Consider the following 12346-nt stretch of genomic DNA (forward strand, 5'->3'; position numbering starts at 1 on the left):
CAGCGGGGCGAAGCCTGGCGAAAGCGTGAGAGGATGCGTGAGCAAAAATAAACTGTCGAAGGGTCAACAACGTCGTGTGAGTGCGAACCACGAGCGTCGTCTGAAGCAACGGAACGAAAAACCGGAACCGGATGACAGCCTGTTTGGGGAAGCAACCGATGGTGTCGTGATCAGCCGCTTCGGCATGCACGCAGACGTAGAGGACAGCGCGGGCGAGGTGCATCGCTGTAATATCCGTCGAACTATCCGTTCGCTGGTGACGGGCGATCGCGTCTTATGGCGTGCCGCAAATGAGAACGGTGGTAAAGGGATCGTCGAAGCGGTACACGAGCGTACCAGCGTTCTGACGCGCCCCGATTATTACGACGGCATCAAACCGATCGCCGCCAACATCGATCAAATCATTATCGTTTCAGCGATCCTGCCGGAACTGTCACTCAACATCATCGATCGCTACCTGGTTGCCAGCGAAACCCTGGGGATCGAGCCACTGCTGGTGCTGAACAAAACCGATCTGCTGGATGCCGAGGCTCGCGCCTTTGTCGATGAGCAGATGGATATCTATCGTCATATTGGTTACCGCGTGCTGATGGTTTCCAGCCGTGCCAAAAATGGCCTGGTGGAGCTGGAAGCGGCACTGACTGGCCGCGTCAGCATTTTTGCCGGACAGTCTGGTGTCGGCAAATCCAGCCTGCTGAATGCTTTGCTGGGCCTTGATGTCGCCGGTGATGAAATCCTGACCAACGACATCTCAGATGCCTCGGGTCTCGGCCAGCACACCACCACCGCCGCACGCCTGTATCATTTCCCTCATGGCGGCGATGTGATTGATTCCCCTGGGGTACGCGAATTTGGTTTGTGGCACCTGGAGCCGGAACAAATTACCCGCGGATTTGTCGAATTCCGTGAGTTTCTTGGCAGTTGCAAGTTCCGCGACTGCAAACATGACAACGATCCGGGCTGCGCCATTCGCGAAGCGGTAGAAAACGGTACCATCAACATTTCCCGCTTCGATAACTACCACCGTATTCTGGAAAGCATGGCGCAGGTAAAAACGCGTAAAAACTTTTCCGCCAGCGAAGATTAATGGTTATACCCACAATCATTCGAGCTACAGGAAGGCGGCAAGTGAGTGAATCCCCGCGTGCTGACATCAGTCAGTGACCGGGGTGAGCGAGTGCAGCTAACGCACCTGTAGTTTGAAGGATGAAGGGTATACAACGGCACATTCGCCAACTGAGCGGGGCGCTGCTACAATCCGCCCCCTTTTGTCTAAACGATACGTAATAAAGCCAGGAGGCTAAGGTGTTTGATCGTTTTAAACTCGGCCTGAATCATATTCTGCCTAAGAAAGGACTGACCGAACTCGCAGGCTGGGGTGCCAGTCGACGTGGTGGCTGGCTGACCAAAGCGGTCATTGATATTTTTGTCTGGTACTACAAGGTGGACATGGCAGAGGCCAGCAAACCAGACACCGCCAGCTATCGCACCTTTAATGACTTCTTTGTGCGCCCATTAAAAGAAGGGGCACGTCCGATCGATCCCGATGCGACACTGCTGGCCCTGCCGGCCGATGGCGCCATCAGCCAGTTAGGCCGTATCGAAGGCGATCAGATCTTCCAGGCCAAAGGTCACTACTACACGCTGCAGGCGCTGCTGGCGGGTAATGACGAGCTGGCGCAACAGTTCCAGGATGGTAACTTTGTCACCACTTACCTGGCGCCGCGTGATTATCATCGCGTGCATATGCCCTGTAACGGCATCCTGCGTGAAATGATCTATGTCCCAGGCGACCTCTACTCGGTCAACCCGTTAACCGCACGCAACATCCCGAACCTGTTTGCCCGTAACGAGCGTGTCATTTGCGTGTTCGATACGGATCACGGCCCGATGGTGCAGATTCTGGTGGGAGCCACCATTGTTGGCAGCATCGAAACCGTGTGGGCTGGGACCATTACACCGCCACGTGAAGGCGTGATCAAACGCTGGCACTACCCGGCTGCCGATCATGACGGTGCTATCGTGTTGCTGAAAGGACAGGAAATGGGTCGCTTCAAGCTGGGTTCAACGGTCATCAACCTGTTTGCGCCACAGCGCGTCAAACTGGCAGAAAGCCTGGAAGCCGAAAGCAAGACCCGTCTCGGTCAGCCGCTGGCCATCGCCTTGCCACAGCCGGGTGAAACCGCCCCGCTCACCGACTAAGTGGGAATTCCCCTGTGCGCGCCTCTCTTATTCTGCTGCTGAGCCTGTGGTTCAGCAGCACTGCCTTCGCTGCCACTGTCCCACAGGCCAGCGATCTGAAGCAGGAACTGGACGCGGCCAAATCCGCGAAAAGTTCCCCCTCTCAAAGCGAACAAATTCAGACGCTGGAAACGGCCCTCAATTTTCTTGCTGAACGCGATGACTCCCTGGAGCGCACCAAACAATATCAGCAGGTGATTGATGACTTCCCGCGGCTGGCACGTGAGCTGCGTCAGCAACTTGCCAGTCTGACTGATAGCAGCAAAACCGTGCGTAGCAATATGAGCAGCGCCGAGCTGGATCAGGAGATTTTGCAGGTCAGTAGCCAGTTACTGGAAGAGGGACGCCAGGCGCAGCAGGAACAGGATCGGGCGCGCGAAATCAGCGATTCGCTGTCACAGCTACCGCAACAGCAAACTGAAGCACGCCGCGCGATGACCGAAAGCGATCGCCGTGTACAGGGTGCCGCCGCAGCCACGACACCGCAGGCCCAGGCGCAGATTTACGCGCGTCAGGCGGAAAATGCCGCCAATAAAGCCCGCGTAGATGAACTGGAGCTGGCCCAGCTTTCTGCCAATAATCGCCAGGAACTGGCGCGGATGCGTGCCGAAATACATCAGCGCCAGGCGACCCAGCTGGATAATTATCTCCAGGCGCTGCGCAATCAGCTGAATAATCAACGCCAGCGTGAAGCAGAACAGGCGCTGGAGCGTACCGAACAACTGGCGGAAAACAGTGGCGATTTGCCCAGCATTATCAGCGATCAATTCCGGGTAAACCGTGAATTGTCTGCCGATCTCAATCAGCAGGCACAACGCATGGATCTGGTCGCCTCACAGCAGCGGCTGTCAACCAATCAGACCTTGCAGGTTCGCCAGGCGCTCAGCACCCTGCGTGAGCAATCACAGTGGCTGGGTGCCTCAAATCTGCTGGGCGAAGCACTGCGTGCCCAGGTCGCGCGTCTGCCGGATGTACCAAAATCGCAGCAGATCGACAACGAAATGGGCCAGTTGCGCGTACAACGGCTGCGTTATGAGGATTTGCTGGAGCGCCAGCAGACGCTGCGTAAAGAGAAGCAGGATGATGGCACGCCCTTTACCAGCGAGCAGAGCCGCATCCTCGAAGCACAGCTAAAAACCCAGCGCGAATTACTCAACTCATTAATTTCCGGCTGCGATACGCTGATTCTGGAAATCACCAAACTTAAAGTGTCCAACACCCAGTTGCAGGATGCACTCGCTGAAGTGCGCGATGCCACGCATCGCTATTTGTTCTGGACAGCGGACGTCAGCACCATTGACCTGAACTTCCCGGTGGATGTGGCACAGTCGCTGGGACGCCTGCTGTCGCTCGATACGCTGGGCCAGTTAGGAAAAGCACTGGCCATGATGTTTACCAGCAAAGAAACGGTGCTGCCCATCCTTGGGGCACTGCTGCTGGTTGGGTTTAGTGTCAGTTCACGTCGCCATTACCATGCGTTTCTGGCGCGCGCCGCCAGCAAAGTCGGCAAGGTCACGCAGGATCAATTCAGCCTGACGCTACGCACGGTGTTCTGGTCAATTCTGGTGGCCGTTCCGATACCGGTACTCTGGGCGGCGCTCGGCTATGGCTTGCAGGAAGCCTGGCCCTACCCGATAGCCGTGGCGATTGGTGACGGCATTACTGCCACATTGCCGCTGTTGTGGGCGTTTATGATCAGTGCCTCCTTTGCCCGCCCAAATGGTTTGTTTGTGGTGCATTTCCGCTGGCCGCACACGCGGGTGGCGCGCGCGATGCGTTATTACTCACTGAGCGTTGGCCTGATTGTACCGCTGATCATGCTGTTGATTGCCTTCGCCAATCTGGAAGACCGTGAGTTCTCATCAACACTTGGACGGATATGCTTCATTCTGATTTGCGGCGCGTTGAGCATCGTCACCGTCAGCCTGAAACGCGCAGGTATTCCGCTGTACCTGGATAAAGAAGGTAACGGCGATAACTTCGTCAATCGTATTCTGTGGAACCTGATGATCGCCATCCCGCTGGTCGCCGCCTTTGCCTCCTGTATCGGCTATCTGGCGACTGCGCAGGCGCTACTGGCGCGTCTGGAGACATCCGTTGGCATCTGGTTCTTCCTGCTGGTGATTTACCACATTATCCGCCGCTGGATGCTGATTCAGCGGCGTCGTATTGCCTTTGATCGCGCCCGTCAGCGCCGTGCCGATATGCTGGCAAACCGCGCGCGTAGCGAAGAAGAAAAGGATCAGCCCGCTGGAAGTAACGAAGCGCCAGAGGCGGAAGAACCGATTATCGATCTCGACGCTATCAGCGCCCAGTCGCTGCGTCTGGTACGGTCCCTTCTGACATTAATTGCGCTGGTGTCGGTGATTGTGCTCTGGTCAGAAATTCACTCGGCGTTCGGTTTTCTGGAAAATATCCGCCTGTGGGATGTCAGCACCACAATTCAGGGGGTGGAAAGCATCCAGCCGATTACCCTCGGTTCGGTCCTGATTGCCATACTGGTGCTGATTATCACCACTCAGTTGGTGCGTAACATGCCTGCGCTGCTGGAGCTGGCGCTGTTACAGCATCTGAGCCTGACGCCCGGTACGGGTTACGCCATCACTACCCTGACCAAATATGTGCTGATGCTGATCGGTGGGTTGATTGGCTTCTCCATGATTGGTATCGAATGGGCAAAACTGCAATGGCTGGTCGCCGCACTCGGCGTGGGTCTTGGTTTTGGTTTACAGGAAATCTTCGCCAACTTTATTTCCGGCCTGATCATCCTGTTCGAGAAACCGATTCGCATTGGCGATACCGTGACGATCCGCGACCTCACCGGCAGTATCACGCGGATTAATACCCGTGCGACCACCATTACCGACTGGGACCGCAAAGAAATTATCGTGCCGAATAAGGCCTTTATCACCGAGCAGTTTGTTAACTGGTCGCTGTCCGATTCAGTGACGCGCGTGGTGCTGACCATTCCCGCCCCGGCCGGGGTGAACAGTGACGAAGTGACAAACCTGCTGAAACAGGCAGCAGAGCGCTGCACGTATGTGCTGGATATGCCCGCTCCTGATGTTTTCCTCGTCGATTTGCAGCAGGGTATTCAGCTGTTTGAGCTGCGCGTCTACGCCGCCGAGATGGGGCATCGCATGCCGCTGCGTCATGAGCTGCATCAGTTGATTCTGCACGGTTTCGCCGCGCACGGTATTGAAATGCCTTTTCCGCCTTTCCAGGTCCGTATGGAAACGTTGGGCAAGAAAACCCCGGCCAGCAATGGCGCGCCTGCGGCACGTAATTTTAAATCGGGTGGATTGTAAATAAAAAGGTCGCCATTAATGGCGACCCTACAGGCTGGATGACGTAGGGTGCACATTTATGTGCACCTGATCAGCACAGGTTATTTCACAAACGCCTCGCCCTGAGCGATATCTTTTTTCAGCGTATCCAGCATGCCGGTGAGTGCCTGCTGCTCAAAAGCACTGAGCGGTCCGAGCGGTCGCCGCTCGATGATGCCATTTTTGCCCAGCAGCAGCGGCTGTGAGAAGAATCGGGCGTATTCGCCATCCCCCTCCACATAAGCACATTCCACGACATTGGCTTCGCCCTGCATGGCGCGCACCAGCGACAAACCAAAGCGTGCTGCCGCTTGCCCCATCGATAGCGTCGCAGAACCGCCACCTGCCTTGGCCTCCACCACTTCGGTACCGGCGTTTTGGATCCGTTTGGTCAAATCCGCCACCTCCTGCTCGCTGAAGCTGACGCCTTTCACCTGCGATAGCAGCGGCAGAATGGTGACACCCGAATGGCCCCCCACCACCGGCACGTCAATTTCGCCCGGTTGTTTGCCTTTCAACGCCGCAACAAAAGTATTGCCACGAATAATATCCAGGGTGGTTACGCCAAACAGCCGGTTCTTGTCATACACCCCGGCTTTCTTCAGCACTTCCGCAGCAATCGCTACCGTGGTGTTGACCGGGTTGGTGATAACGCCAATCAGGGCTTTTGGTGCGGTACTCGCCACCTGCTCAATCAGGTTGCGGACGATTCCTGCGTTAACGTTAAAGAGGTCGGCACGATCCATGCCGGGTTTACGTGCCACTCCGGCGGAGATCAGCACCACATCGGCCCCCTTCAGTGCGGGCGTGGCATCTTCACCACTGAAACCCTCAACTTTCACTGCGGTGGGAATATGGCTGAGATCCACAGCCACACCCGGCGTTACCGGGGCGATGTCATAGAGCGAGAGAGCTGAACCTGCGGGTAATTGGGTCTTGAGCAGCAGTGCAAGCGCCTGGCCAATACCACCAGCGGCACCGAGAACGGCAACTTTCATCCTGGACTCCTTATTAAGGTGGGGCAGAGATATGCCGGGTTTCCATCAGGTTACGAGTGTAATCAACTTCTCAGGCGATAGCGACAAGGCCCGTCGCGCGATAAATATTGACGCCGCAATTCGGCTCCCGAGACATCCACACTTCAGAAGTCGCCTGAATGATCATAGGTCGCAGCCAGAAGACAGGGGGTCGGCAATGATCAGTCATTTTGTTGTTACCACTTCAATAATATAACAACATTGCAACCTTCGCTTTTGCGTGCCACCCCGCGATTTTGGCGCAGCGGTAAATCTCTGTTATGATCGCCGCCCCGCTGGTTTTCCCGGCGAAATTCTCACCTGGTTTATTGCATAAAAATTCATTTAAATGCATAATAATTTATCTGCTACGGGCCTGTTGCCCGATGCATCCCTCTTTTTATTGGTAACCTATGCGAAACCCATCTAAACAGGACGAGCTGATCAAGGCGTTCAAGGCCCTATTGAAAGAAGAGAAATTCAGCTCTCAGGGCGAAATTGTGCAGGCATTGCAGGAAGACGGCTTCGAGAATATCAACCAGTCAAAAGTTTCTCGTATGCTTACCAAGTTCGGCGCGGTGCGTACCCGCAACGCAAAAATGGAGATGGTGTATTGTCTGCCAGCCGAATTGGGTGTCCCCACCACCACCAGCCCGCTGAAAAACCTGGTGCTGGATATCGACTATAACGATGCACTGGTAGTGATTCATACCAGCCCCGGCGCTGCTCAGCTGATTGCGCGCCTGCTGGATTCCCTTGGCAAAGCTGAAGGCATCCTCGGCACCATCGCGGGTGATGACACCATCTTTATTACCCCCGCGCGTAGCTTTACCGTGAAGCAACTGCACGATGCTATTCTGGTTTTATTCGAACAAGAGCTATAAAACCCTGCCTGCTACCGGCAGATTACCTGCCGGTAACAATCCCGCCATCTCCCCCTGCAGTCGTCACGCTTAAACCAAAACCTCACGGAAACAATGCATTAAGCATATTCCCGCCAGTTCTCACGCTTTGGGATAATTGGTAGGACCTTTTGGCCTGCTTAACCTTTCGCGCTATTTTACACTGCTTTACATACCAACATCAGCCATATTACCCACCCACTGCGTACCAGCCAGCTGGATCAACCGGGATATTTCGCACAGAAAGATAAAATGACATAGCCCCTTGTTTTTACATGTAATTAACAGCGATAGAACAGAAACCAGGCGGTTTTTATAACTCTCAGTTATTAAAAGTTGTCATAAGGACAAAGAATAACAACCAAACATTATTAGCTGAATATTAATTTCATGGGTGATTAGATCTATACTTCTTTTCGTGATGCAAATCACAGTGAATAAAAAGATAAAAAACAAAAGACGAGGAAATAATCATGAAAGTTAAAACTACTATCGCAACCCTGAGCATTCTATCTGCCCTGTCATTTGGCGCTTTTGCCGCAGAATCTATTAATGCCGATCAGGCCATGAATCTGCAACCGGTTGGCACCATCAGTGTCAGTGGCACCGCCGGTTCGCCGATGGATATCCATCAGCAACTGAGTGAAAAAGCAGACCAGCAAGGTGCTAAAGCTTACCGCGTTATCGAAGCGCGTAATGACAACACTTATCACGCTACCGCTGAGCTTTATAAATAAGTCACTGAAACAAGACGCAGTGTGAATGGCGACCCCTTTGAGACGCGATTGCGCTCAGGTTGCCACCCCAAATTCAGGAGAGTGAATCATGAAAACCAAATTATCTATCGCAGTTCTGAGCCTGGCTTCCATTCTTTCTTTCGGTGCCAGCGCTGCCAACCTGATCACTAACGAACAGGCCGACACCATGAATCTGCAACCGCTGAATCAAACCATCAGCGTAAGTGGTCGTGATGGCGACCAGACCAACATCCGTCAGGAGCTGTCAGCGAAAGCGGATGCTCAGGGTGCCAGCCACTACCGCATCATTGAAAACAATCAGAATGACACCTACCACGTCACTGCTGAATTGTATAAATAATCGATAAATGATTATCCGGCGCCGCACAGGCGCCTGGATATGAATCGACGACCCGCTAACCCCTTACTACCGCAGGTTGTTGATTGCCAAAGGAGAAAAAACAATGAAAATCAAAACAACCATCGCAACCGCTAGCCTGCTCTCAGTCCTCGCCTTTGGTGCGTCAGCCGCACAACTGGTCACTGCAGAACAGGCTCAGAATATGCAGCCTGCGGGGACAGTAACCATCAGTGGTACTGCCGGTGCGCCTATGGATTATCGTGCTGAGCTGTCACAGAAAGCCGATGAACAGGGTGCCAGCGCCTATAAAGTGATTGAAGCCCGTACCGGCGACAACTATCACATCACTGCTGAACTGTATAAGTAATTCCTCGTCAACTGCTTGACGAACCCTTTGGCCCCGCTCGCCGGGGCCCTTTTTGTTGTTACTTCACATTAAAGTGGAGCCGGCCTTCCAGCTCCTCTTCTGCTTCATCAAATAACAGAATCAACGCGCCATAGCGGCGCTTCTGTCCCTTTCCTAAGTGAATAAATTCAATCTCCAGCGGCAACGGCAATTGATCGCCGGTCACCGCTTCCCAGAGATCGTCCAGATCAATAATCGCCAGATCCGCCAGCGCAAAACGGTCGCTGAACTGACGGAAAAAATGCGCCTGATCGACGATTTCATCGAAATCAAAACGTTCGATTCTCATCATGACGATCCTCTCTGTGCCACTACCCGTTAAAGCGTTGAAATGAGGGTGTTGCTGTAAAAGAAGGGAGACATCCTGCTTCTCCTGACAGCTTGCATCCTGTCAGGAAAGTATAGATGGCATTATCCGGGGGGTTTTGTGATAGCGGGCCGCACGATAAATGCGGCGGCCCGTACTAGATTTGAATCAATGTGTTGCGGTACTTGCTAAGCATTGCGGCTAACCGTTTCACTGGCTCAGTCACGCTACCTGGTGCCGCATATTGCTGGAGTTTTTCCTGGTAGACATCCAGCTCCTGCAACAGCCGTTCAAAATAGACGCGTCGTTTATCATCGCTACGTGTCGAAATAACCTGGTCTGCGGTGGCTCGTAGCTGACGGTGATAAGCCGACAGATCCGCATTGATCGGAACTTCCGCATTGCGTAAGCGCTGATGACCAATAATCAACGTCAGGGCGATACGATATTTATTGATATCACCCGGGAACAGATTGAGCAGCAGGAACAACTGCTGATACAGCGCGGGCAGATGGTTCTCCCGGCGACGTGCCTGATTGGTAGTCATCGCCGACACGGCCGCATACATAAAGCGGTTGAGCAGCTTACGTCCGGTACGTTCTTTTGATTTATCGCGAATCAGCAGAATCACCATCATCGCCACAAAACAACCAATGACCTGACCGAGAACGTTATCGAGAAACACGTTGAACTCGAACTTCATCGGGTTATCGAGCACCAGCACGTTGATGGTACCGATAAGTGCCCCAAGCGTACCGATCTGACGGCGCTGCACGAAAATGCCGCCAATAAAGCCCAGCAGACCAATGGCAATACACAGCAGCAACATGCTTTGCTGAGTGGAAGGCATAATGTAGATGAAGTACAGCGCACCCAACGGCACCGCGACGCTCATTCCGTACAGAAAGTCTTTCGCCATCATCAGCGGGTTTGGCATCCGCATCGCCAGCGCGGTGATTACCGCCAGCATCACCATACAACCGCTGCCGGAAGTCCAGCCGGTGTAGAGCCAGAACAGCGAGCCAAGTGCGGTGGCAACGAAAGTACGCACGCCGTTAATCATGGCATGATGCGTTTCGGCAGAGCGCGCCTGAATCACCACTTCACGCTGCAGGATACCCTCTTCCAGCGTGGTGATTCGGCTGTTACTTTTTATGCCATTAATCAGCAGCAGGTATTCGGTGGCGGCACCAACCCAACTGGCCAGCGTCAGTGGCGTGGTTTTACTGCTGACGCCAATCACCCGACGCATAATCTTCATGCGTTTGTGAACATCATCAACGCTGCTAACGTCTTTCTCGATCAACAGGCGATATTGCGGCGGAATATAATCCGCTCGTGAATTCTGAATCAGGAAGGTTTCGGCAGCCTGGGTAATCAGCGTTAGCGACAACGTGTTCAGCATTTGCAAACGACGGTTGCTGTTCTGCCAGCGCGATGATTCCATCATCAGCTGGCTGCGCATGCTGTTCAATGTCGTGGTTCGACGCACCAGAGCGCTCCAGGCTTTATCGACTTCGTCTTTATCACCGTGAGCGACGCAGAGTTGCAGCAGCTTGTAATGCGCCACCAGCAGCGCATCCACTTCCTGGTCGATGACTTTTTTAATCGAACGCGGTGAGAAAATCATGTCCGCCAGAATGGCGCAGAGAATGCCGAGTACAATTTCACTGCAACGCTCCACCGCGAACTGCGGGGCCAGCGTCAATCCACCGCTGGCATCAGCAGTGACCACAATAATCAGCGCGGTGTAACCCGCCAGACCGAGGGCATAGGAGTTTTCGACTTTAATCAGCGAGGAAAGCCAGACGCAAAGCCCGGCCCACAGGCAGCACAGCAGCAGCATCACCACCGGTGCACGCACGGTCGCAATCATAATGGTCAGGGCCGCGATACAGCCGATGAAGGTGCCGATAATACGCAGAATGCCACGGTAACGCAGCGCGCCGGAGTAGGGATCGCCCCCGGCGGCAAAGGCGGTGCCACCCGCCACAATCCCGGCAGTCATCACCGCCCAGCGCGGCGTTTCCAGATTGAAGTGAAAGCCGATCATTAGCGCGGCTACCAGCGCAAACGTCAGCTTCACCGGGAAACGCAGGAACTCAATCATATCGCCCTCTTAACCAAACTCACGCAGGCGATTGAAAAATTGGGTCATTGGCGAGACTTTTGTCTGGCGATCTTTATCCCCGGTGATCACCACGGTTGCAGTAGTCCCCGCCGGGAAGCGGTTACCCGGCTGATCATCGAGGCGAATACGTACCGGTACACGCTGCGCCAGACGCACCCATTCCAGATTGGAATCGATGGTAGCCATACCTTTGCTATCGACGCTACTGCTGCTGTTGGTGACACCCGCCGCAATGCTATCGACGGTACCACGCAGCACGGTGTTGCTACCCAGCGGGGTGATTTCGGCACGGAAGCCCGGACGCACGCCATCCAGCTTAGTCTCTTCCATATAAGCCATCACATAGAATGAATGCTGCTGCACCAGCGCGACGGCGACTGAACCACGCGTGATGAATTCGCCTTCATACACATTGAGGTTGGTGACCCAGCCATCAGACGGTGCTTTGATGGTGGTGCGATCAAGATCGATCACCGCCAGATCGCGCGTCGCGATGGCTTTCGCCAGTTGATGCTCGGTGGTGGTCAGATCGTTGTTCGCCTGATCGATGGCTTCACGCGACATCGCGCTGGTACCCAGCTGATTACGGCGCGCAGCTTCACGACGTTTTTCGTTCGCCACTGCCTGATAATACTCGACGTCGGCCTGGGCCTGATCCAGCGCCATCTGGTAACGCGGGCGGTCAACCACGAACAACGTGTCGCCCTTCTTCACCAGTTGGTTATCATGGACCGGCACATCGGTGATCAGACCGGTGACATCCGGAGAGATCGCCACGACATCGGCGGAGAATTTTGCATCACGCGTCCACGGGGATTCGGTGTAGAACACCCAGGCGCGGAAGATGATCACGATAGCGATGACAACCAGCAGGAGAGTAATCGCGTAGCGCGCGATTTTTCTTATTAGCGCTTTCACT

At 54.2% G+C, this 12346-nt stretch carries 11 protein-coding genes; 7 read left to right on the forward strand and 4 right to left on the reverse strand.

Annotated elements, in window-relative coordinates; all coding sequences use genetic code 11:
• The first annotated feature begins 37 nt into the window (after positions 1-37).
• The 3 genes from rsgA to mscM all read left to right on the forward strand — a co-directional run bounded on the left by rsgA (position 38) and on the right by mscM (position 5549).
• Positions 38-1087, forward strand: a complete 1050-nt coding sequence (rsgA, locus tag CUN67_RS17905; protein ID WP_208716664.1) for a small ribosomal subunit biogenesis GTPase RsgA — start codon at positions 38-40, stop codon at positions 1085-1087.
• Between the two features lie 218 nt (positions 1088-1305).
• Positions 1306-2202 carry an archaetidylserine decarboxylase gene (gene asd / locus CUN67_RS17910; protein ID WP_208716666.1) on the forward strand — a complete coding sequence of 299 codons (897 nt, stop codon included), beginning with the start codon at positions 1306-1308 and terminating at the stop codon, positions 2200-2202.
• A 14-nt stretch (positions 2203-2216) separates the two neighbouring features.
• On the forward strand, positions 2217-5549 hold the full coding sequence (mscM, locus tag CUN67_RS17915) for a miniconductance mechanosensitive channel MscM (RefSeq protein ID WP_208716668.1): 3333 nt from the start codon (positions 2217-2219) through the stop codon (positions 5547-5549).
• Positions 5550-5629: 80 nt separating this feature from the next.
• On the opposite strand, the gene mdh is transcribed toward mscM, so the two are convergent.
• Entirely contained in the window at positions 5630-6565 is a 936-nt protein-coding gene (gene mdh / locus CUN67_RS17920; protein WP_208716670.1) for a malate dehydrogenase, read from the reverse strand.
• A gap of 431 nt (positions 6566-6996) precedes the next feature.
• Between mdh and argR the strand changes: the two genes are divergently transcribed.
• The 4 genes from argR to yhcN (CUN67_RS17940) all read left to right on the forward strand — a co-directional run bounded on the left by argR (position 6997) and on the right by yhcN (CUN67_RS17940) (position 8950).
• The gene (argR, locus tag CUN67_RS17925) at positions 6997-7467 is read left to right on the forward strand and encodes a transcriptional regulator ArgR (protein WP_208716671.1); all 471 of its coding nucleotides are present in this window, start codon (positions 6997-6999) and stop codon (positions 7465-7467) included.
• Positions 7468-7958: 491 nt separating this feature from the next.
• Positions 7959-8222, forward strand: a complete 264-nt coding sequence (gene yhcN / locus CUN67_RS17930) for a peroxide/acid stress response protein YhcN (RefSeq protein WP_208716672.1) — start codon at positions 7959-7961, stop codon at positions 8220-8222.
• Positions 8223-8310: 88 nt separating this feature from the next.
• Positions 8311-8583 carry a YdgH/BhsA/McbA-like domain containing protein gene (locus tag CUN67_RS17935; protein WP_208716673.1) on the forward strand — a complete coding sequence of 91 codons (273 nt, stop codon included), beginning with the start codon at positions 8311-8313 and terminating at the stop codon, positions 8581-8583.
• 103 nt (positions 8584-8686) lie between these two features.
• Positions 8687-8950 carry a peroxide/acid stress response protein YhcN gene (gene yhcN / locus CUN67_RS17940; protein WP_208716674.1) on the forward strand — a complete coding sequence of 88 codons (264 nt, stop codon included), beginning with the start codon at positions 8687-8689 and terminating at the stop codon, positions 8948-8950.
• Positions 8951-9008: 58 nt separating this feature from the next.
• Here yhcN (CUN67_RS17940) and CUN67_RS17945 read toward each other — a convergent pair whose 3' ends face one another.
• The 3 genes from CUN67_RS17945 to aaeA form a co-directional block, all read right to left on the reverse strand.
• The gene (locus tag CUN67_RS17945) at positions 9009-9278 is read right to left on the reverse strand and encodes a barstar family protein (RefSeq protein WP_208717260.1); all 270 of its coding nucleotides are present in this window, start codon (positions 9276-9278) and stop codon (positions 9009-9011) included.
• A 175-nt stretch (positions 9279-9453) separates the two neighbouring features.
• Positions 9454-11406 (reverse strand): p-hydroxybenzoic acid efflux pump subunit AaeB, encoded by a 1953-nt coding sequence (gene aaeB, locus CUN67_RS17950; protein WP_208716675.1) that lies wholly within the window; start codon positions 11404-11406, stop codon positions 9454-9456.
• Between the two features lie 9 nt (positions 11407-11415).
• Complete coding sequence (gene aaeA / locus CUN67_RS17955) at positions 11416-12345, reverse strand: p-hydroxybenzoic acid efflux pump subunit AaeA (protein ID WP_208716676.1); 930 nt, start codon at positions 12343-12345, stop codon at positions 11416-11418.
• Position 12346: the final 1 nt, after the last annotated feature.

The sequence above is a fragment of the Pantoea cypripedii genome, assembly GCF_011395035.1.
Lineage (GTDB): Bacteria > Pseudomonadota > Gammaproteobacteria > Enterobacterales > Enterobacteriaceae > Pantoea > Pantoea cypripedii_A.